At 60.6% G+C, this 22,133-nt stretch carries 17 protein-coding genes; 14 read left to right on the top strand and 3 right to left on the bottom strand.

Features of this window, described 5'->3' with window-relative positions:
• Positions 1-136: 136 nt before the first annotated feature.
• The gene (locus AAAX31_RS04525) at positions 137-1,102 is read right to left on the bottom strand and encodes an alpha/beta hydrolase (RefSeq protein WP_349076306.1); all 966 of its coding nucleotides are present in this window, start codon (positions 1,100-1,102) and stop codon (positions 137-139) included.
• A 186-nt stretch (positions 1,103-1,288) separates the two neighbouring features.
• Here AAAX31_RS04525 and AAAX31_RS04520 point away from each other — a divergent pair, with 186 nt between their 5' ends.
• The 8 genes from AAAX31_RS04520 (at position 1,289) to AAAX31_RS04485 (ending at position 10,518) form a co-directional block, all read left to right on the top strand.
• Positions 1,289-1,972: a hemolysin III family protein gene (locus AAAX31_RS04520; RefSeq protein WP_349076305.1), complete on the top strand. Its 684-nt coding sequence runs from the start codon at positions 1,289-1,291 to the stop codon at positions 1,970-1,972.
• Between the two features lie 110 nt (positions 1,973-2,082).
• Positions 2,083-3,456: a hemolysin family protein gene (locus tag AAAX31_RS04515; RefSeq protein WP_349076303.1), complete on the top strand. Its 1,374-nt coding sequence runs from the start codon at positions 2,083-2,085 to the stop codon at positions 3,454-3,456.
• A 24-nt stretch (positions 3,457-3,480) separates the two neighbouring features.
• Positions 3,481-4,314, top strand: coding sequence for a hypothetical protein (locus AAAX31_RS04510; protein WP_229058903.1), 834 nt, complete (start codon positions 3,481-3,483; stop codon positions 4,312-4,314).
• A 136-nt stretch (positions 4,315-4,450) separates the two neighbouring features.
• Positions 4,451-4,840, top strand: coding sequence for a YtxH domain-containing protein (locus AAAX31_RS04505; RefSeq protein WP_035136593.1), 390 nt, complete (start codon positions 4,451-4,453; stop codon positions 4,838-4,840).
• Positions 4,840-5,595, top strand: coding sequence for a PRC-barrel domain containing protein (locus AAAX31_RS04500; RefSeq protein ID WP_117848356.1), 756 nt, complete (start codon positions 4,840-4,842; stop codon positions 5,593-5,595). The genes AAAX31_RS04505 and AAAX31_RS04500 overlap by 1 nt, the downstream gene beginning before the upstream one ends.
• A 72-nt stretch (positions 5,596-5,667) precedes the next feature.
• A complete protein-coding gene (locus AAAX31_RS04495; RefSeq protein WP_349076302.1) occupies positions 5,668-7,074 on the top strand; it encodes a polysaccharide deacetylase family protein in 1,407 nt (468 codons plus the stop codon).
• Between the two features lie 328 nt (positions 7,075-7,402).
• Positions 7,403-9,247, top strand: coding sequence for a CBS domain-containing protein (locus AAAX31_RS04490; protein WP_117758587.1), 1,845 nt, complete (start codon positions 7,403-7,405; stop codon positions 9,245-9,247).
• 74 nt (positions 9,248-9,321) lie between these two features.
• Positions 9,322-10,518, top strand: a complete 1,197-nt coding sequence (locus AAAX31_RS04485) for an Nramp family divalent metal transporter (RefSeq protein ID WP_117758623.1) — start codon at positions 9,322-9,324, stop codon at positions 10,516-10,518.
• Between the two features lie 516 nt (positions 10,519-11,034).
• Here AAAX31_RS04485 and AAAX31_RS04480 read toward each other — a convergent pair.
• Complete coding sequence (locus tag AAAX31_RS04480; RefSeq protein ID WP_349076301.1) at positions 11,035-13,251, bottom strand: acyltransferase family protein; 2,217 nt, start codon at positions 13,249-13,251, stop codon at positions 11,035-11,037.
• Positions 13,252-13,438: 187 nt separating this feature from the next.
• Here AAAX31_RS04480 and AAAX31_RS04475 point away from each other — a divergent pair, with 187 nt between their 5' ends.
• The 4 genes from AAAX31_RS04475 (at position 13,439) to AAAX31_RS04460 (ending at position 16,788) form a co-directional block, all read left to right on the top strand.
• Positions 13,439-14,401 (top strand): ribokinase, encoded by a 963-nt coding sequence (locus tag AAAX31_RS04475; protein ID WP_117848354.1) that lies wholly within the window; start codon positions 13,439-13,441, stop codon positions 14,399-14,401.
• Between the two features lie 30 nt (positions 14,402-14,431).
• Positions 14,432-15,406 carry a nucleoside hydrolase gene (locus AAAX31_RS04470; RefSeq protein WP_117848353.1) on the top strand — a complete coding sequence of 325 codons (975 nt, stop codon included), beginning with the start codon at positions 14,432-14,434 and terminating at the stop codon, positions 15,404-15,406.
• Between the two features lie 103 nt (positions 15,407-15,509).
• A complete protein-coding gene (locus AAAX31_RS04465) occupies positions 15,510-15,998 on the top strand; it encodes an S-ribosylhomocysteine lyase (RefSeq protein WP_349076300.1) in 489 nt (162 codons plus the stop codon).
• 145 nt (positions 15,999-16,143) lie between these two features.
• Positions 16,144-16,788 (top strand): DUF4867 family protein, encoded by a 645-nt coding sequence (locus tag AAAX31_RS04460; RefSeq protein ID WP_117848351.1) that lies wholly within the window; start codon positions 16,144-16,146, stop codon positions 16,786-16,788.
• 197 nt (positions 16,789-16,985) lie between these two features.
• Here AAAX31_RS04460 and AAAX31_RS04455 read toward each other — a convergent pair whose 3' ends face one another.
• Positions 16,986-18,092 (bottom strand): ATP-binding protein, encoded by a 1,107-nt coding sequence (locus AAAX31_RS04455; protein ID WP_117848350.1) that lies wholly within the window; start codon positions 18,090-18,092, stop codon positions 16,986-16,988.
• 383 nt (positions 18,093-18,475) lie between these two features.
• On the opposite strand from AAAX31_RS04455, the gene AAAX31_RS04450 reads away from it, so the two are divergent.
• Together AAAX31_RS04450 and AAAX31_RS04445 are read left to right on the top strand one after the other, a co-directional pair.
• Positions 18,476-19,906 (top strand): 6-phospho-beta-glucosidase, encoded by a 1,431-nt coding sequence (locus AAAX31_RS04450; protein ID WP_117634553.1) that lies wholly within the window; start codon positions 18,476-18,478, stop codon positions 19,904-19,906.
• Between the two features lie 425 nt (positions 19,907-20,331).
• Positions 20,332-22,131, top strand: a complete 1,800-nt coding sequence (locus AAAX31_RS04445) for a histidine kinase N-terminal 7TM domain-containing protein (protein WP_158558611.1) — start codon at positions 20,332-20,334, stop codon at positions 22,129-22,131.
• Positions 22,132-22,133 lie beyond the last annotated feature (2 nt).

Here is a 22,133-nt window from a genome sequence, read left to right as displayed (position 1 = left end):
TTTGTGGCGTTAGTTGAGTAAAAGCCGCCCACGAGCACAACGCTCGCGGGCGGCTTTTTGGAAGTGCGGCGAAAAATCGAACCCCGCCGACCACAAACCGTTTTTTGGCAACAAAACCCCAGACGTTGCTTTTTGCCTAAAAATTCTTGTCGAGGAAGTTGTCGACCGTGTCCCAGTAGAGTTCGGGGTCGACCTGCGCGCTCTTGGCGTGGGTGGCGCCATGGATGGTGAGCTTTTGCTTGACCTTGCTGGCGCACGCGTCGTAGTTTTGGTCGAGCATATCGTACGGCACAAAAGTGTCTTGGTCGCCGTGGATAAACAGCATGGGAACCGTCGCGTGTTTGAGTTGCTCCACACTGCTCGCCTTATGAAAGTCGTAGCCCGCGCGCACGTTGCACACCAAGTTTGCTACATCGAGCAAGGGAAAGCTGGGCAGGCCGAACACGTCCTTGAGCTGCAGAGAAAACTCGTCCCAAACACTTGTATAACCGCAGTCCTCGATAATGCATTTCACGTTTGCGGGCAGAGATTCCCCCGCGACGTTCATGGCAGTTGCCGCACCCATCGACTCGCCAAAGACCAGGATGCGCGCCTCGGGGTCAGCCTGAACGATTTGCTCGATCCATGCGACGATGTCGAGGCGCTCGGGCCAGCCCATGCCGATATAGTCGCCGCCGGAGCGCTCGTGGGCGCGTGCGGCGGGTGCGAGTACGTTCATGCCGCGGTCGTGGAATCGCTTGACGTATCGGGCCATACCGATGGGCTCGTTGGTATATCCATGCAGGCAGACGGCGTAATCGTGTGCGCTCTCCGACGCAGCAAAATACCAGGCGGCAAGCTCGGTCCCGTCGTTCGCGGTGAGGCTGCTGCTCTCGCGGTTTTCCTTAAACCACGCCCGTGCCTCGCCCTCCTCGGCGTCCATCTGCTCGCCCTTTTCGGCGTCCTTGCCATCCTGCATCATCTTCATGGTGTACGGCGCTTGGGGGTTCAGGGCAAAGTCAAACAAAAAGTTGCCGGCAAACCCCAGCAGCGCGACAACGAGCACCAGCGCAACGACGCCGGCTATCTTGAGCTTTCGATGGGAACGTGCGTTTTGAGACATAAGAAGCTTTCCTATAAGATGTTAATACATCAACATTTAATGCAAGCGCATTATGGACGTTCGCCGTTGATGCGTCAACAGGCAAAGAATGGGTAAACAAAGGGTCACGTATGGTGCAAATTTCGCACGTACCCAGACGCTTTGATATAGTGTTGAGAACTCTTTACGTTGGAGGATGTAACCGGCATGTCCGATTCGAGCGACAGTTCTAAGCCGCGACCCAAGACCGCGGCCGTTCCACACTACACCATGGGCGAGGAGATCATGAACTCCGTCACCCATGGTGTTGGCTGCCTGCTGGGTATCGCGGGCCTGGTGCTCCTGATCGTATTCGCCGCCCTGCGCGGCGGAGGCCCGGCCCACATGGCCGCGGCGATCGTCTATGGCGTAAGCATTATCCTTGAATACTTGGCCTCCACGCTTTACCACGCGATTCAGCCCGCGGGTGCCAAGCGCGTATTCCGCATCATCGACCATAGCTGCATCTACCTGCTCATTGCGGGCAGCTATACGCCGTTTTGCCTCATTACACTGGCAAACGACGGCGGCGCTGTGCTGTTCTTTGCCGTATGGGCCATCGCCATTATCGGCATCGCCCTCGAGTGCTTTATGCGCGAGCGTCAACCGCACTGGGTAAGCGGCCTGGTCTACCTGCTGATGGGCTGGCTCGTCGTCTTTAAGCTGCCCGAACTTGTGGCACTGCTCAGCCCCGTGGCACTTGCCCTGCTCGCCGTCGGCGGCGTGTGCTACACCGCGGGCGTGCCGTTCTATATCGCCAAAAACGTGCGCTATCTTCACAGCGTGTTTCACCTGTGGGTGCTCGCCGGCAGCATCTTCCAGTTCATGGCGGTGATTCTCTTCGTAATCTAGCGACCACGCCTGCGCACCCGCGTCCTTGTTTGGGCGCCGGTGCAATTGCCGTATCCGCCGTCAACGTTTTAATCCGACGTCCCGAATCTTGGAGGTTCGAGAAACTCCCGATGGACATAACCATCTCCCTTATCACCACCCTCGTTTTGACCCTCATCAACGGCTACTTCTCTATGTCCGAGATGGCGCTCACCACGGCCAAGCGCGCCGTGCTGGAGCACGAGGCCGAGGAGGGCGACAAGCGCGCCGAGCGCGCCATTAAGCTGGCTGCCGACTCCGACCAGCTGCTGGCCACCATCCAGGTTGCCATCACACTCGTGGGCTTTGCCTCGTCCGCCGTCGCCTCGACGAGCCTGTCCGACCCACTCGCCGCTTGGCTCACGAGCTTTGGCATCGCGCCGCTCTCCGCCATCGCGCGCGGCCTGGCGCCGGTCATCATCACCGTCGCGGTCGCCTTCGTGTCCATCGTGATTGGCGAGCTTGTGCCCAAGCGCATTGGTCTGGCCAATGCCGAAGGCGTGTCCAAGCAGGTCGTGGGGCCGCTTTCCGTGTTCCAAAAGATCGCCCGTCCGCTCGTGTGGCTGACCGGCGCCTGCTCCGATGGTCTGGCTCGCATCCTGCGCATCAAGAGCGCCGACGACCGTCAGAACGTCTCGGAAGAAGAGATCAAGTACATGGTCTCGGAGCAGGACGACCTGCTCGACGAGGAAAAGCGCATGATCCACGAGATCTTCGACCTGGGCGACACCGTTGCCCGCGAGGTCATGGTGCCGCGCGTGGACACCACCATGTGCGAGGACGACGAGACGGTCGCCGACGTGCTGTCCACCATGCGCCAGACCGGCTTTAGCCGCATCCCTGTCTATCACGAGGATCCCGACAACGTCGCCGGCATCGCGCACATCAAGGACCTGATTCAGCCCGCGCTCGACGGCAAGGGCGACCAGCCCATCGCCGGCTTTTTGCGCGACGCCACCTTTGTGCCCGACACCAAGGACATCCTGCCGCTGCTGTCCGAGATGCAGACCTCGCACGACCAGATCGTGGTGGTCGTGGACGAGTACGGCGGCACGGCCGGCATCATCACCATCGAGGACATCGTCGAGGAGATCGTCGGCGAGATCGAGGACGAGTTCGACCCCGACAACAAGTATCTCACGCGCCTTTCGCGCCGCGAGTGGCTCGTTGATGGGCGTTTTTCGTGCGATGACGCGATTGAGCTTGGTTGGCCGCTTGAGGAAAGCGATGATTATGAGACCATCGCCGGCTGGATTTTGGAGCTTTGCGACTCGGTGCCCGACATCGGAGAGGTGTTTGAGGTTGCGGGGTACAAGTTTAAAGTGCAGTCGATGCGTGGCCAGCGCATCTCGCTCATTCGCGTGATCGCTCCGGTCGAAACCGATAAGAAGGATTCCGAGTCTTCGGCAGAGAAGCCGGCGGCGTCGGGTGCGGGCTCTGTGGATCCGCACGATGGCGACGAGTAGGGCAAGGAAGAGTAGGGGAGAGTTATGGCAGGCCTGTTCAACATCCTTAAGGTCACCGTCAGCGAGGACAAGATCTGCGCGCATGTGCTGGTGAACCCCGGCATGCCGCTCATGACCTCGGAGGATATCGAGGCCACGGCGCGCGTGTATTACCTGGTGCCGGCGATTGCCAAGCACCTGTGCCTGGGTGATTCCGGTCGCGAGTTCCAGGACTGCATGGGCCAGACCGAGCTTTGCCATCTGCTTGAGCATGTGACGGTCGAGCTCATGAACGAGACCGGGCTTGCCGGCAGCATCTCGTGCGGCCGCACGCGCGTAAGCGAGCACGACGAGCGCGTTTTTGAGGTTGAGCTTTCGTGCCCCGACGACGCGCTGGCCATCGGCGCGCTGTCTTCGGCCACCTTTATGATGGACTGGGCGTACCTGCACGCCGACCAGCCTGCCCCTGACGTGGAAGGCACGGTCGCGGGCCTGCGCAACCTGGTGCTGGGCATGCGCGCCGAGGCCGAGGGCAAGGATCCTCACGAGGCCGTCGCCGCTGCGAACGGCGAAGATGCTGCCGAGGCCGAGGGCGCTGACGAGGGCGATGTGCCGGTCGACGCCGAGCCCGTTGCCGATGCGACCGCCGAGCCCGTTCCCACCGAGCCCCAGGGCGTCCCCAACTTTGACGACGAGCCCCAGGTGGCGATTGATACCGAGGGCGCGGTTGCCGAGAACCACGAGGCCTCCGCTGCCGTCTTTGGCGGTGCGGCGACGGTTCCGGCAGGGCCTGCGCATGAGGGCGGCCTGCCGCTCGTGGACGGCGCCGGCGAGGACCCGGGTGCCACGGTGGCCATGCCGGCTATGCCTCAGGAGTAGGCCTACGCGTTTATCACCATCACGTACTTGCGCCTTTGCCGTACGCAGATGAGCGGAGCGGCAAGTGATGCGCTGCGGGTATAATGGACAGCATTCAAACGGTGGGCACCGACGTGCCCGCAGGAGAGGAATGATCATGGGTAAGACTTTCAGCTTTGTCTCCGGCGCACTTTTTGGCGCCGCTGCCGGCGCTATTGTCGGCGTTGCTCTGGCCCCGCGCTCGGGTGCCGAGACCCGCGCCATGGCTGCCGATATCGCTAACGACGCCTGGGACAATATGCGCGACACCTACGAGCACAGCGCCGAGGAGGCCCGTGCTGCGGTGAATGACTTTGGCCCGATGGTTGACGCCAAGACCGACGACCTGCGCGCCAAGGTCGACCTGGCCCGCGAGCGCATGGACCAGCTGCGCGAGCAGCTCAACGACGCCATTTCGGGCGGCAACGTGACGCCTGCCGCCGACGTCGTGGTCGAGAACGCCGTCGAGGCTGATACCGAGGCTGCGGAGCCCTCGACCGAGGCATAATGCGCGCCGGGGATTTTGTCGGCGCCAAGATCTATCGCAAGCCTACCGAGGACAAGCGCACCAAAAAGGATGGCACGCCGCGCAGCCCTAAAAAGCTCGGAAAGATTCACTTTCCGGTCTTTACCCCGGGCGGTACGCGCGTGGTCGGCTTTATGGTCCGCCAGTCCGATATCGCGGGCATGATCGAGCGTCCCGACCGATTCGTAGCGCTCGACGCCATTGGTGTCTACGAGGGCGCCATTGCGGTCGATGACGTCAAGGACACGTACGATTCCGCCGCCGCTAAGCGCCTCGACATCAACTTGGACGATTGCATCATCTGGGTCGGTATGGACGTGCGCACGGAATCGGGCGACGTCGTGGGCTATTGCTCGGACGTTGAGTTCAAGCCACGCTCGGGCATCGTGCAGGCATTCTATGTGACCGCCGGTGCTGCTTCGAGTGTTTTGGTTGGTGACACGCAGGTGCCGCCGACGATGCTGCGCGGCTACGAGAACGGTGCGATGGTCGTCTCGGACGAGGTCAAGTCGCTCGGGTATTCGGGCGGTGCGGCCGCCAAGGCCGCCGAGGCCAGCGTCGTGGTGGGCGACAAGGTCAAAAAGGGTGCCAAGGTACTCGACGACAAGGGATCGGTTGCCGTGGACAAGGGCAGTCGCGCACTGGGCAAGCAGCTCGGCAAGACGCGCGGCATGTTCAAGGCCTTTAAGGACGAATACCAAAAGGCGAGCGGAGGCTCGTCAAAAGCTACAAAATAGCGACGTACCAAATGATGGGAGGCAAGCCGGAGACCTGTTGCTCCGGCTTGCTGTGTTTATGGGGGAGGGCACATGCACCAAAACGGATCCAACTTAAACGGGCGTTCGGGTGCGCATCCGACAGCGCGCCGCGACCTGGGGCAGCTGCCCAGCGGTCAGCGCCGCCGTCACCGTAAGCCCGGCGCGATGTATCTCAACCATAGCCGCGGCTTTAGCGATCGCAGCGCGCGCATCGGCAACAGCCGCACACCCCGTCGTTCGTCTCGCCTGCCCTATGCGCTGATCGCCGTGGGTTGCGCGCTCGTGCTGTTTATCGCTGCCGTCGTGGGCTACGTCAACCGCAGCGTGGACGTGGAGCTCAACGGCCAGAAGACCGCGGTGCGCGTGGGCTCTACGCTGCAGAATCTCATCGACGAACAGGATTTGACTGACACCTACGACGCAGGCGACCTGCTAGCCGTCGATGACAGCGTGCTCAAGCGCCATGGGGGCGAAAAGCTGTCGGTGAAGGTCGACGGCAAGCGCGTGAAGCAGGGCAAATGGGATAGCCGCGAACTCGAGGGCGGCGAGAAGGTGACGGTCAAGGATGGCCGTAACACTTACGAGAAGCACGAGGTTCAGGCTACGGTTATCGAGCCCAAGCTCAAGGTCGAGGGCACGGGCGCTATCGAGTATGTGCAGACATGGGGTGTCCAGGGCCGATCCGAGGTGTGGGTTGGTGAGCGGTCAGGCAAGACGCAAGACCGCGGCGAGGTTGTGCCCGCCACCGATTGCGTTGTTGCGTGCGCCAGCGTGGCGCCCAAGGGCAACAAAAAGTACGTGGCGCTGACGTTTGACGAGGGTCCGAGCGGCGCCACCAAACAGATCTTGCAGGTGCTCAAGGAAAAGGGCGTCACCGCGACGTTCTTCCTTTCGGGCGATGCGGCCGAGGCCTCGCCTGCCACGGCCAAGGCGATTGTCGACGCCGGGTGCGAGATCGGATCCAACAGCTACAGCGACGATTCGCTCAAGGGTCAGGACCGTGAGGCGGTGCGCGAACAGATCACGAAAGGCACCGATGCGATTAAGTCGGCGACCGGCGTGAAGACGATGCTGCTGCGTGCTCCCTACGCTGCCTTTGACGAGCAAAACTGGATTGATGCGATGGACCTGGTCTCCGCCGTGGTCTCGTGGAATATCGACTCGGGCGACTGGCTGCTAAACGGTGCCGACGAACAGGTCTCGACGGTGCTCGATTCGGTGACGCCGGGCAATATCGTGCTGCTCACCGATAGAGACGAATGCGCCGAGCAGACACTCGAGGCGCTGCCGCAGATTATCGACGGCCTCATTGCCGACGGCTACAAGATCGTGACGCTCAGCGACCTGGTCAAGACGGACACGTCGCTGAGCAAAAAGCTCACCTCGCTGACGAAGGTCACCATGCCCAAGGACGCCGTGTTCCCCCAACTTGCCGAGGACGACGACACCACAGAGTAGTCATTGGGTAGTCATTTAGGAACGTCCCCAATGACTATGTCACGGATGCGTCAGCGTTTGGTATGCCTGCAATGTGCAGCGCATAAATTCGATGCCGCAGGGCGATGCTGATGCTATAGTTACTGCGGTTAATGAGGGTCAAGAGAAAGGTTACAGGTGAAATCCAAACCTCGACCATACAGTCGATGACCCCATGCAGGTGCTTTTTGCGCATGCACGGGGTGTAAGCGTCGAGCGGCGTGCCGCCCGCGCATGCGTATACATATCCAGAAGCCCCCGGACGTCGCACATGCGGCCGCGTTCGGAGGAATAATGATGGGGAGCACCATTGAATTATCTGAGTGAGATGCTCAAATTGCCGGTCTTGGACGTCGATGGAGAAAAGCTCGGCGTGGTGAACGATTTTGGTATTGCTACCGGCGAAGTTTTTCCGCACGTGACGTCGCTCGCGTTCCGCGGTCCCGGCAAGACGCCGTTTATGATCAGCTGGCGCAAATGGGTCGACCGTATCGACGAGACGGGTGTACACCTTAAGACGTCGGCCACCGAAATCCGTTTTTCGTACCTGCAGCCGACCGAACTCTTGCTTGCCCGCGACGTGCTCAACAAGCAGATTGTCGACACGCAGGGCATGAAAGTCGTGCGCGTAAACGACATCAAGTTTTCCATGTCGGGCGAAAATCAGCTGCGCCTGCTGGGCGCCGAAGTGGGCGCCCGCGGTCTGCTACGCGCGATCAGCCCCGCACTCGAGCATATCGTCGAAGGCTTTATGAAGCACCTGGGCAAGCCGCTCAGTGAGGACATCATCGCTTGGTCCTACATGGACCTGCTCGATCGCTCGACCAAGAACATTCAACTCTCGGTGTCGCATAAGACGCTCGGCGAGCTGCACCCTGCCGACATCGCCGACATTATCGAGCAGCTCGACCCGCGCCTGCGTGCGCAGGTGTTTGCACAGCTCGATACTGCCCAGGCCGCCGAGGCCATCTCGGAGTTCGATGACGACGAGCTTATGACCGAGATGCTCGAGGGCCTGTCCGACACGGACGCATCGTCGATGCTGGCCATGATGGACCCGGACGACGCCGCCGACCTGATCGACGAGCTCGATTACGAGAAGGCCGAGAAGCTCCTGCGCCTGATGGGCGTCAAGGAGGAGAAGGCGATTCGTAACCTGCTGGGCTATGAGGACAACACCGCCGGCCGCATCATGACCTCGGAGTTTGTCTCGCTGCCCGCCACGGCGACGGTCGGCGATGCCATCGAGGCGATTCGCAAACTCGATGAGGACTTCGAGAGTGTCTATTACGTCTATACCGAGGATCCGAGCGGCATGCTCACCGGCGTGCTCTCGCTGCGCACGTTGATCGTTGCCGACCGCGATGCCACGCTGGGCCAGCTCGCCTATCGCGACCTGGTCTACGTGTCGCCCGACGAGGACCAGGAAGACGTGACGGACGAGATGACCAAGTACGACCTGGTTGCCATCCCTGTCTGCGACGAGAACCGTCATATCCTGGGCATCGTGACCTTCGACGACGCCATGGACGTCATCGCCGAGGAGCATCAGGAGGACCTGCAGATCGCCGGTGTCGGCTCGGGCGATAGCGCGTCGGACGACTCGACGAACGTGCTCAGCTGGTTTGTGCATCGCCAGTACTGGGTTGTCGTGTGGGGCATTGCCTCGTGCATCATGGCAACGGTGCTGGGGACGGCGCTCGGCTCCGCGCATCTGGTGGTGTTCCCCATGTGCGCCATGCCGCTCGTGCTGCTTGCTGCCTCGCGCATGGTGTCGTTCGTCAAGAACTACTTCTTGGAGTATGACGGTCACGACGACGAGCCCAAGCCGTATCTGGGGTTCTTCTTCCAGAGCACGGGCATGGGCCTGATTCTGTCACTCGTGACCTACCTGTGCGCCCAGCTGGTGCGCACCGCTGCGTTCCCCGATGCGCCCATGTTTGAGGAGCAACTCTTTACCGGGTGCTTTAATATCGCTGCCATCATTTGCCTGGTTGGCAACATGAGCGCCGTGATTTACCTGATGGTGCTGTTCTGGCGTGACGAGCATGACCTCAACACGTCGGGCACCGCCATGAACGTTATTGCCGTCATGATCTCGTGCGTAGCGTACTGCGCCGCTGCGGTGCTGCTCACCATGTCGGTCATGGGTTAGGTGGTCGCGTGCAAAATACCAAGCAAAAGTCGGGCACCAAGCAAAAGTTGACCATCGCGGCCATCTTTGGCGCTATGGGTCCCGGTCTGCTGGCGGCGCTTTCGGGCAATGACGCCGGCGGCATTGCAACGTATTCCAGCGCGGGCGCCAGCTATGGCTACAAGATGCTCTGGATGCTTCCCGTCATGACTGTGCTGCTTATCGTGACGCAGGAGACCGCGGCGCGCTGCGGATGCGTCACGGGTAAGGGCCTGGCCTCGCTCATCCGTGAGCGCTTTGGCGTGCGCAGGAGCGTGCTGGCCATGGCGGCGCTGTTGATTGCCAACACGGCGGTGACCATCTCGGAGTTCGCGGGTATCGCGAGTGGCCTTGCTCTGTTTGGCGTTCCGGCGAGCATCTCGGTGCCGCTCGTGGCGCTGCTGGTGTGGATGCTTACCATGTCGGGCAGTTTTCAGCGCATCGAGAAGATTTTGCTGCTGGTAAGCTGCGTGTTCGTGACCTACATCGTCGCCGCGTTTATGGCCGGCCCCAACTGGGGCGAGGTCGCGGTCGACTTGGTCGTCCCCAATATTCAGAACGATCCCAGCTACGTGTCGCTCGTGGTCGCAACAATCGGTACCACCATCGCACCGTGGATGATCTTCTTGGCGCAGAACAACGTGGTCGATAAGAACGCGGGCGAGGACGATATCGTGCTGCAGCGCATCGATACCGTGAGCGGCTCGCTTGCCGCCGATGTCATTGCCGGCTTTATTATCATCACGACCGGTACGGTGTTGTTCCCGGCGGGTATTCAGATAAGCGATGCTGCCGATGCTGCCCGCGCGCTGGAGCCTATTGCGGGTCAGTGGTCCACGGTACTGTTTGCCTCGGGCCTGGTCGCGGCGAGCTTCTTGGCCGCCTGCGTGCTGCCGGGCGTTACGTCGAGCGCTATCTGCGAGGCATTTGGCTGGGAGCGCGGTGCTGACCGCAGCTGGGACGAGGCCCCGGTCTATCGCGGCATCATTACGGCCATCATCGGTATCTCTGCCGTGCTGGTGCTTATGCCCGGCGTCGATCTGTTCCAGATTATGATGACCTCGCAGGTCATCAATGGCGTGCTACTGCCCGTGGTTCTGGTGTTCCAGGTGGTTATCGCCGCTGACCGTCACATTATGGGCACTAACCGCAACGGCCGCGTGTGGAACGTGCTCACTTGGGCGACTATCGGTGTGATTACGGTGCTCACGGTCGTCATGTTTGTTCTGCAGGCGATGGGTTACAGCGCTTAGCGCCTCTTTTGGACTCCAAACAGGCCGCCGCCATGGGCTGCGACCTGTTTTTTTGCCTGCTGTAGGGTGTTAGCTATATGGCAGTGGGCAAAAAATGCCAAATATGAGTACTGTTGCTAAGTGAATAGCATTTACATCCAAGAAGATAATGAACATAAACTATAGTATGTTCATTAAAATTGGTTCCAATACGCCTTAAACCAGTCAGGTTGGCTGCTTTAGGGGTTGTAGGAGACGCTCAGACGTCATTTTGGGTGGTTTTGCCTGTTACTAAAATGGTAACACTACTCATATTTGCCTTTTTTGTCCACAGACCTTTGAGGTTGCGGCGAAAAGGGCTTGTTTTGATTGTTTGGGGCAGGCGCGAGGCGCGGAAACGATGTCTGGAACGGCGGAGCGGCTTGGAATTCATCCGTAGAGGTCTTCATTGGCTGCGCCAGGAGTGTCCCTAACTGCCGGAGGGGGTGTCTGCCGTAGCAGACACCCCCTCCGGATGTGGGAAGTTTACGCTGCAGGTTACTTGTCGGTGCCCAGCTTGTGTGGCTTGAGAGCGAGCGCATTGACGAGTGCGTCGGTGGCAGACTTGACGGCTGCCGGCTGCGGATCGTTGACGTGATCCTCGGGGTGTACGGGCAGGTCCTTCTTGACGGCATCGTGGATCAAGTTGAGGTACTCAGTCACGCCAGTGGTCGATAGGTGCGTGCCATCGCCATCGAACAGGTCGTTGCGGTTGGCACTGTATCCGTACCAATCGATAACGCGCACGTTCTTGTAGCGCGTAGCGGCGTTGGCGATGGCCTGGTTGGTAGAGCCAACCCACGGCTGCGGGCTGCGCGTGTTCACAAACACCACAATACGCTTATCTCCTGCATCGGCCATGATGGCGTCGATCTGGTCGTCGGTTACCAAGCCGTTGGTGCCCAGCGCAAAGACCACGATCTTGCCGGCAAGGTTCTGCTGGAGATAGCCCTCAAATGTCGCGCGGCCCGCATCAAACTGGCGGCCCTTTTCGGCATCGATATGGCTGTGTGGGAACACGCCATCAAAGGAATCAACGGCACGCAGCGACACGGAGTCACCGATCATCAACAGGTCGTAGGAGCCATCGGGGAAGCCGTCGTTGTCCTTGTCGGTGTCGTCGGCCGCCTGCTGGTCGGTGGGCGCGGTGTTTTTGGCTTCCTTGTTCAGAACTTCGGCGCCCTCACCGCTCAGCGCAGACGTCTCGGGCACAAAGATCAGGCCGCCCAGTGCAACGACCAACACGACAGCGCAGGTTGCGCAGGCAGGGACGTGCGCGCGTGCCCAGTTAGCGGGCTTTGTGGTGCCATCGCGGAACTCGGCGACGGTGCGGCCGAAGGCGCCCTTCCTAAACGGCGTTTCGATAAAGCGATAGGAGCACTCGGCTACGGCGACCACCAGCAGCACCTGCAAAATGTACTGCCACCAGGGCGTATCGTTGATGTTGGCGACCGGGTTCATGAGCAACAGCAGCGGATAGTGCCACAGGTAGATGCTGTACGAGCGCTTGCCAATCCACACGAGCGGCTCGGCGGACAGCGCGCGGGCAACCATTCCCTGGGGCTGCACGCAGGCCGCGATGACCATGAGCGTGAGGATCGAGCACAGCAGTGTGCCTCCGCGATACTGGAAGGCGGTGTAGCCGTTGGTGAGCGCGACCATGGCGGCAAGGCCAACCAGACCCACGACGCCCAACACATCGATGGATGCGGGCGAGGACCAAAAGCGCACGAGGGCGCTCGGCTGTGCCGGGGCGGTCTCGGCTGCTTCGTCGGCCTTCTCGCCAGGCTTGCCCTCGGCGTTCTTGCCGTGCTTGGCGGCGCCAGCTAGGCGATTGAGCCCCAAACGACGAGCGAGACGCACCGGCGCCAGGTCGCGATCGGGGATAAAGGCCATCCAGGCACCCAGCAGCAGCGAGAACACGCGGGTGTCGGTGCCGTAGTACACGCGGCTGGGGTCGGCGGCAGGGTTGTAAAGCACCATCATGGCTAGGGCAGATACCGCGGCAAGGCCCAGAACCACGCGGCGCGTGTTGGGCTTGCTCACATGCATGGATACCATGGCAAACAGCAGTGGCGGCCAAATCAGGTAGAACTGTTCCTCGATGGCAAGCGACCAAAAGTGCGTGAGCGGCGAGGGGTCGCCCAGAGCATTGAAGTACGAGACGTTTTGGGCAATCTGCCACCAGTTGTTGAAGAACAACAGCGACGGCAGGATGTCGGGGCGCATCTTGGTGAGCATCACGTGGTTGAAGACGGTGCACAGCGCACAGGTCACCACCACGACGGTCACCACGGCGGGGACCAGGCGACGGATGCGGCGGATCCAGAAGCTCTTGAGGTCGATGCGGCCGGTCTTAGCGACTTCGTTGAGCAGCAAGCGCGTGATCAGATAGCCCGAAAGCACAAAGAAGATCGTGACGCCGAGCAGGCCGCCCTGAGCCCACGTGAGGTTAAGGTGATAGAGCACCACCGCGACGACGGCGAGCGTACGCAGGCCGTCGAGTGCAGGGATGTAGCGGGACTTGGGGCGAGCGGGCGTCTGCTCCGCGGCGGGAGTGTTGGCGCGGCCCGCGTTGTTGGCAGAAGCGCGATGGGGGCTCGCGGTGCGTCGCGGTTCGTCGGCACGGCGTTCGCCCTTCACGCGTTCGTGCGGCGCCGGCTCGTTGCCCGTGCGGCGTCGACCGCGCGAGCCCGATTGCGAGAGTTGTTCCATAAAACATCATCCAATGACGAGAATAATCATCACGCCTTCATTGTAGCTGCCTGCTCCTGTGAATGCTTGCTGCTGGCGCAAGCTCAAGCGCGCGTCCACATCAAAGTGAACTAAAGTTATAGGGGGTGCGAGAGTGCACGATCGACGGCCGACGGTGGGCATAAGGCCCGCAGATGAGGAGGTTTCCATGGCAGATCGCGGCATCGTTGCGGTGTTCGGCAGCATGAACATGGACCTTTCGGTGGCGTGCGAGCGCATACCGCGTGCGGGCGAGACCGTCGGCGGCAGCGGGTTTATCACCAACGCCGGAGGCAAGGGCGCCAATCAGGCCGTAGCTGCCGCGCGTATGGGCGCGTGCACGCACATGATCGGCGCGGTCGGTCGCGACGCGTTCGGCGCGTCGCTCGTGGCGGGGCTCCAAGACGCCGGCGTGGACTGTGACTTTGTAGTGCATCGCGATGACGTGGAGACGGGAACGGCGACCATCATTCGCTGCGAGAGCGACAACCGCATCATACTGTCACCGGGCGCCAACCATGCGCTTGCGGGCGCGGACGTTGCCTGCGCGTTGAGGCGTCTGGTGGCCCATGAGCTCGACGGCGACGCCAGCGAGATTGCCCCGGCTGCCGGAAGCGTCTTTATCGCCCAGGGCGAATGTGACCTTGCGGCGACGGCCGAGGCGCTTGTTTGCGCTCACGAGCTGGGGTTCTATACGGTCTTTAATCCAGCGCCCGCCTGCGAGCTGCCTGCGGAGGTCTGGCCTGCGGTCGACCTGGTCTGTCCCAACGAGACCGAGTGCCAGGTGCTGACGGGCATTCTGCCCACGGATGATGTGAGTTGCGTCGCCGCGCTCAATGCGCTGCTCGACAAGGGCGCCGGCGCCGCGGTCATCACGCTGGGCGGTGCCGGCTCGGTTACGCTCGGCGATGGCGGTGAGCTGCTGCGCATGCCGGCACTTTCGAGTGCGGTAGTCGATACCACGGCCGCCGGCGATACGTTTATCGGCGCGTTGGTGGCGGCTCGCCTAGAGGGCTTGCCGCTCTTTGAGTGCATGGCCGCGGGCGCTCGCGCCTCGGCAGTGACGGTGTCGCGCCTGGGCGCTCAGCAATCGATTCCCACGCGCGCCGAAGTTGAACATTGGTTTGGTTAAACGATAAAGACGGAGAAGCGGAGTAGAACAATGGCAATCAAGAAGCTGATCCTTGATCTGGATATGGGTGTGGACGATGCGATGGCGCTGGCCTATGCCATCGCGAGCCCCGAGGTGGAGCTCGTGGGCATCACCACGTGCTTTGGCAACGTGCGCGTCGAGCAATCGGCGCACAACTGCCTGGCGGTGCTCGATCTGCTGGGTCGCCCCGAGGTTCCGGTGTACCTGGGTGCCGACCGTCCTCTGCAGGCGACTGAGCCCTATACGCCGCCGGCGTCCACCGCGCTCATTCACGGCAAGAACGGCATCGGCGGCGCGAGCGTGCCCGCGTCGCCCTACGAGCCGGTGGGGGCGACCTCGGCCGACGGCAACGCTGCGGTCGATTATCTGATCGATGCCGCGCGCACCTATGGTCCCGATCTGGTCTACGTAGCGACTGGCCCGCTCTCCAACCTGGCGCTCGCCCTGGAGCGCGATGCGGCGGCGATGATGTCCATCGGCCGCGTGGTCGTGATGGGCGGCGCCCTTACCGTGCCCGGTAACGTGAGCGCGGGCGCCGAGGCCAACATGGCGAGCGACCCCGAGGCAGCCGACGCGGTGCTGCGCTCGGGCCGTAAGCTCACCATGGTGGGTCTGGACGTGACGCATCGCGTGGTGCTCACACGCCGCGACATTGCCGGCTGGACGGGCTCGGGCACCATGGCGGGCTGCGCATTTGCGAGCATGGTCGAGCACTACATTGGCTCGTACGAGATGAACGCACCCTACCTGGGTGGTTGTGCGCTGCACGATCCGCTGGCCGTTGCCGTGGCGGTCGACCCCACGCTCGTAGGTGCGCTCGGCTGCAACCTGCGTGTTGATCTGCTGGGCGAGTACCGCGGTCGCACCATCTGCGATGAGCGTCGCCTGTCCGATCCGGACAAGAGCGCGCTTGTGGCACTGACCGTGGATGCTCCGCGCTTCCTGTCCGAGTTCAAGACGCGTATGGCCCGTGTCCTTGGCTAAGTTGTCTTTTTGGGACGGGGCTTTTTTGACTGGTATGATTGGTGTGACCATTCGAACCAGCTAAAAGAGCCCCGTCCCAATTTGACTATCGAGAGGATCTGCCATGGAGCGCATCGCGAGCTTTTCCGTTGACCATCTGCTGCTTGAGCCCGGCGTGTACGTGAGCCGCATCGACCGCGATCCGGCGACCGGCGCCGCCGTTACCACCTTTGACCTGCGCCTGACCACGCCCAATAAGGAGCCGGTCATGAACACGGCCGAGTGCCACACCATCGAGCACCTGGGCGCGACGTTCCTTCGCAATCATGCCGAGTGGTCGAGCCGCATTGTCTACTTTGGCCCCATGGGCTGCCGCACGGGCTTTTACCTGGTTGTCTTTGGCGAGCTGACGAGCGAGAAGGTCTTGCCGCTCGTCAGCGAGCTGTTTGAGTTTGTCGCCGGCTTCGAGGGCGATGTCCCCGGTGCCGCTCCCGAGGAATGCGGTAACTACCTGGACCAGAACCTCCCCATGGCCAACTGGCTTGCGCGCCGCTACCTCGACCGCGACCTGGCCGATATCGACGAGAAGCATCTGCACTATCAGCAGGCGTAAGGGCTTTGTCGTCCAAAACGCGCGCATTGGGCGCCTTCGCTTATGCGGGGGGCGCCTTTTTGTTGATTGGTCGGGGTGAGCGTTCAAAATCGCTCATGTTTGTTCTAGAATGTTCGTATAGTCACATTTACGAACAGGAGTGAACATGCATATCTACTCTGTCAACGATCCCGAGTTCAAATCCTATGGCAACGTTTGGGATGACGTTCCGTCTGAGCTCACGTCGCCCGTGCTCGAGGCGCTCTCTGCCACGCCCATCCCCGAGGGCAGCAAGTACGTTGCAAGTGCGCCGGAGCTCGAGGGCGTCAAGGATGCCGATAAACTGGGCTTTCTCATGTTTGGTGGCCGTCCCTTCCAGCTCGGCTGGTGCAACGGCCACAACACGCGTCTCAACTGCCTGGAGTACCACCGCGCGAGTGAGTTCAACCTGGGCGCGCGCGACTTTATCCTGCTCGTGGCGCATCGCTGGGAGATCGAGGACGGCAAGCTCGATACCGCGTGCGTCAAGGCGTTCTGCGTGCCGGCGGGCAAGGTTGTCGAGGTCTTCAACACCACGCTCCACTACACGCCGTGCATGGTCGACGACGGTGGCTTCCAGGTGATGGTGGCGCTTCCCGCCGGCACCAACGGCCCGCGCCCCGAGGCCGCAACCGACATGCCTACCGCCGGTGACAGCTACTGCTACTGGAAGGCCGACAAGTGGGTTCTCTGCCATGCTGACAGCCCCAAGGCTGCCGAGGGCGGCTACGTAGGCCTCATCGGCAAAAACCTCGATATCGCCTGCGACTAGAATCTTCTGTCTCGATCTGTAACATCTAGCGGGCTAAATCGTCTCTACCTGTTACAGATTTAGACAAACTGCAGGGGACAGACCGAACAATCTCGATCTGTAACACCAGGCTCGGTTTCGACGGCCTACCTGTTACAGATCGAGCCAAACCGGGCCCAAGCCGCCACAAAGGTGCCTGTCCCCTTTGTGGTGGCTGCCTAGAGTTGGCTGCGCAGATAGTCAGCCATATATGGAACGGCGAAACGCACGTAACCGCGGCGCGCCTGTTCGATTACGCCGGCGTCGATGAGGCGCCGGCGATACTTTTGCGCATAGTCGGGTGTGACTGACATACGTTTCGCTACATCGGAAATGCGCGAAACGGCGTCTTCGTCATCAGTCATTGCGTCGAGAAACGCGACGTCTTGGTCCGATAGCGCGGCGAGCGTCGTTTCACAAACATCGTTTTCGAAATCGGCTTTTGACGCTTCGATAGCTCCGTCGACTTGCTCTGGCGTTACGTGTTCTCCTGTCTTGCAGCGATTGCCGATGTTATAGCCGATGAGCTGCAGCATATAGGGCGAGCCTTGGGTTGCGCGAGCGGCACGGAGGCGAAGATCGCCTGGAATATCAAGGTCGAGCTCTTCGAAAGCCCGCTGATAATAGGCATCGACATCTCCGACTGAAAGCGGTTCGAGCGTGACCTTGCGAGCGCGGTTGAGAAATGTCAGCACGCGGTCATTGAGCGTTGCACAGACGGCTCCCGGGAGACCTGCCATAACAAGCGCGACGTTGAGTCCCTCACCGACCAGCTCTTGATAGGCGGTGACGAGCTGTCTAATCTCAGGTGAATTAGCTTGGAGCTCATCGATAAGGATGAGGATGCCGTGCCCCTGCTCGGTCAGCTTGCGCGCCAGCTGCGTGAGTTTGAACTGGAAACTCTTGGTCTCCTGCACATCGCGTGTGAACTCGAGACCGGCTGAGAAGCCGAAGACGCTCAAGCTACCGCCAGAAAGTTTGGGGAGATGACGCTTGCTGACATAAGGCTCGCCTGCTTCTTGGATTTTTTCAACAATGCGCTCAAGCATATCTTCGGAGGCTACGGTGGGTGTGGCGACAACAAAACCGAGCTTGCGTGCGCGGTCGGCAAGTTCCCACAGAAGAACCGTCTTGCCGCTGCCTCGCTGGCCGAGCATGAGCATGGCTCGGTCTCGATTGCCCGGCTCCTGCTCAAGACCGGAGATGAATGTCGAAATCACGTTCCCGCGACCCACCAGATAGGACGGGCGATTTCCAAATGAGGGGGAGAAGATGGTTTCAGTCATAAGTCTCCTTTCCTTTTTTTCCTATTTTTTCCTTTCTTTCCTATTCAGTCAAATGAATTGCTGAGCGAAGGCGGTTACGTAGGCCTCGTCGGCAAAACCTCGACATCACCTGCGACTAGAATCTTCTGTCTCGATCTGTAACATCTAGCGGGCTAAATCGTCTCTACCTGTTACAGATCGAGACAAACCGGGCCCAAGCCGCCACAAAGGTGCCTGTCCCCTTTGTGGTGGTTTGGGGCGGCGGTATCAGAAAGTGTCAGACGGGGCGGCTGCCGGGCCGCCGTGTGCGAAAAGAAGTGTCGGCCTGCGTCGCTGTCGTTGGGCGAGGCCCTATTTGCGGGGATACTGAAACCACGACAAGCAGCGTATGAAAGGATCGATGCATGGCTTTTCGTAAAGACTTTCTGTGGGGCGGCGCGACGGCTGCCAACCAGTGCGAGGGCGCTTACGACGTGGATGGCCGCGGCCTAGCCAACGTGGATGTGGCACCGCACGGCCCCGAGCGCTATGCGGTGGTCTCCGGCCAGCGCAAGATGCTCGACTTCGAGGACGGCTATTACTACCCCGCGCAGACTGGCATCGATTTCTATCACCATTACAAGGAGGACATCGCCCTCTTTGCCGAGATGGGCTTTAAGACCTTCCGCATGAGCCTGGCGTGGACCCGCATCTTCCCCAACGGTGACGAGACTGAGCCCAACGAGGCCGGCTTGGCCTTCTACGAGGACGTGTTCCGCGAGTGTCAGGCGCACGGCATTGAGCCGCTCGTGACCATCACGCACTTCGACTGCCCGATTCACCTCATCAAGGAGTACGGCGGCTGGCGCAACCGCAAGCTCATCGACTTCTACAAGAACCTCGCGACCACGATCTTCACCCGCTACAAGGGTCTGGTGAAGTACTGGCTTACCTTCAACGAGATCAATATGATCTTGCACCTGCCGTTTATGGGTGCCGGTCTGGTCTTTGAGGAGGGCGAGAACAAGGAGGCCGTCGAGTACCTGGCCGCCCACAACGAGCTCGTCGCCAGCGCTTGGGCAACCAAGATCGCTCACGAGATCGACCCTGAGGTCAAGATCGGTTGCATGCTTGCCGCAGGTAGCTACTACCCCTACAGCTGCCGTCCGGGCGATGTGCGCCAAGCGCAGATTGACAACCAGAGCAACTATTTCTTCGTCGACGTTCAGAGCCGCGGCTACTACCCGGCCTATGCCGTCAAGAAGCTCGAGCGTTTGGGCATCGATGTGGGCATGACGGATGAGGACCGCGAGATCCTGGCCGCCAACACCGTCGACTTCATCAGCTTTAGCTATTACAGCACCCGTTGCTCCGCCGGTGCCGATAACCCCGATGTCGAGCGCACCCAGGGCAACGCCTTCGCCGGCGCCAAGAACCCCTACCTGCAGGAGAGCCAGTGGGGCTGGGCCATCGATCCGCTGGGCTTCCGCATCACCCTCAACGACCTGTACGACCGTTATCAGAAGCCGCTGTTTGTGGTCGAGAACGGCCTGGGCGCCAAGGATGTTGTCGAGGAGGATGGCTCCATCAACGACGACTACCGTATCGACTACCTGCGCCAGCATATCGCCGCGATGCGCGATGCGGTGACCGAGGACGGCGTTGACCTGCTGGGCTACACCACCTGGGGCCCAATCGACCTGGTGTCTGCCGGCACGGGCGAGATGTCCAAGCGCTACGGCTTTATCTATGTCGACCGCGATGATGCGGGCAACGGCACCCTCAAGCGTTCCAAAAAGAAGAGCTTCGACTGGTACAAACACGTCATCGAGACGAACGGCGAGGACCTGGCCTAAGGCTTCCCAACAACCATAGCCTCCTAACCAAAACGCCCGGCGAGCAGTTAATGACCGCCGGGCGTTTTGTTAAAAGAAGTGAAAGCACTCATTGGGGACGTACTTAAATGAGCGCCCGCAGAATGAGAGTGGATAATCTCCCGTTTTTAGCCTGTTTGTGGGCTCAAAGTGGGAGATTATCCACTCTCGCCATTTGGGCGTCCAAAAATCCTCGCTCGTTTTGTCTTAGTCATTGGGGACGTTCTTAAACGACTAGTCGCTGGCGACGTCCCTCGCCGTCGGCGGATTTTGGGACATGTGGCCCGCTTTTTGGGCCCGCCTGTCGGTACACTAAAAGCACTATGGGTACCTGCGAGCGACATATCGGCCACGCGGCCGCCCGATCCGCACCCGTGGCGGATCCCAGGGGCGGCAGGCTCTTCGCCATGCCGCGATTCCTTGTTGGCATATCGCATGGCGTGTATCGCCACCGCGTCTTTGTTATCGCCGGCGCCATTACCGCGCTGTTCCTTATGCTTTTGGCAGTCTTGCCGGCACTGTTCGTCTCCGACCCCAAGCTTTCCAACACCGTGCCCGCCTATAGCGAGGTGTCCGAAGAGGTCGTGGATGCGCTCGTCCACTCGAGCTCTCTCCCGCTGCTTGTCGCCGCAATTGCATTTTCAATCTGGGGTGTGTTGGCGTACCTACGCTGCTTGGACTACGTCTTGCGCCGCCGCCTTGTTGCCATCGCCGCCATTTGTGCCCTGTGGATGATCGAGGTCATCCTCAAATATAAGTCGTTCACGCCGTTCTATGCCACCGTGCTGTGGTACCTGTACTACGTGCCCATGACGCTCATTCCGCTGGTCTACCAGCTGTGCGGTCTGCGCCTCGCGGGTTTGGAACAGCATCGTATGGGGCGTCGGTACCGCACCGTTTTGTGGGTCATGGCTGTCCTGCTTATCGGCTTTGTGCTTACTAACGATGTTCATCAGCAGGTCTTCCATTTCGATCGATCGAGTGGAACCTGGAGCAACGATTACACATATGGTTGGGGCTACGGTACCGTTCTGGTATGGACAGCCTTTAACTTCGTTGCCTTTTTTATCTTGGTAGGACGGTCCTCGTCTTTTCGTATTCAGCGTTTCTCGGGCACGGCCGCGCTTGTCCTATTGGGCGGCGCGTTCTTTGCCATTTCATATGCGCTGCGTGTGCCCTGGGCATGGAGGCTTAATTTTTCACTTGTCTACTGCGTCCTGTGCGTGGTGGCGATGGAAATCTGTCTCGATTGCGGTGTCATCCCGTCGTACCACGATATCGCCGGTATTTTCGGCACCTTGCCGCTTGACCTCAAAGTTCTAACGCGTGACCTGCAGGAAGTCTATGTCACGCCGGTGTCAAAGCCAATGCCGGTAGGCGTGCGTGAGGAGTTGCGGGTCCAAGAGCACGGGCACGCTCACGCCTTTGCCGTGGCGTCCGATCCCGATGTAATGTATCGCGCCTTTCCGCTGCTGGGTGGATCGGCTCTCCTTGCCCAGGACGTCTCGGAGCTCAACGAACTCAATCGCGAACTGGCGCATCGTCGCATGGAGCTGCAACGCCAAAATGAGCTGCTTGCCGCCGACTACGACCTTAAGACACATTTGGCAGACCAAGAGGCCGAGACCTTACTGGTCCAAGACGTGGACCAAGCGCTTGCCCGTGCGCTCGAAGGGATGTACGACCTGCTGAGCTCGCTGCCGCCGTTGACCGATGAGGCATCTTCGCACGAGCGTTACCGCATGCTGCAGCGCGCCAAGATGCTCGTCGCCTATTGCAAACGCAAGGGGTCGCTCACGTTGGCACAGCACGGGGAGAGCGGTTTTGACCGCGACCGCATTCAGCTCATCGCCAACGAGCTTGCAAGTGACCTACGCACCATCGATGTCGATTGCGCCTCGATTATCGCCATACGGCGCCCGATGCACGCCAGTACGGTAAGCGCCCTGTACGACTGCGTGTATGACTTTGCGTTTTTTGCCTACACCACCGACCATCCGGCGCTTATGTATCACTTGGGCGACCATGACCGGTGCAGTGTCGAGCTGCGCGCCACGCTTTTTTCCAACGATGATGAAGATCTTTCGCAGACGCCCGCTGCGCAAGAGCTCGAAAGCGCTCTGCAAGGGCGCAACGTGGCATACCGCCTTGAGGGCGAGCCCGGCCAGCTGCGCATGATCGTCTTGATGCCGAGGGCGGGTGAGTGACG

The organism is Collinsella sp. CLA-ER-H5 (assembly GCF_040092375.1).
In the GTDB taxonomy this organism is placed as follows: Bacteria; Actinomycetota; Coriobacteriia; order Coriobacteriales; family Coriobacteriaceae; genus Collinsella.
This window is presented reverse-complemented; position numbering and strand designations above follow the sequence as displayed.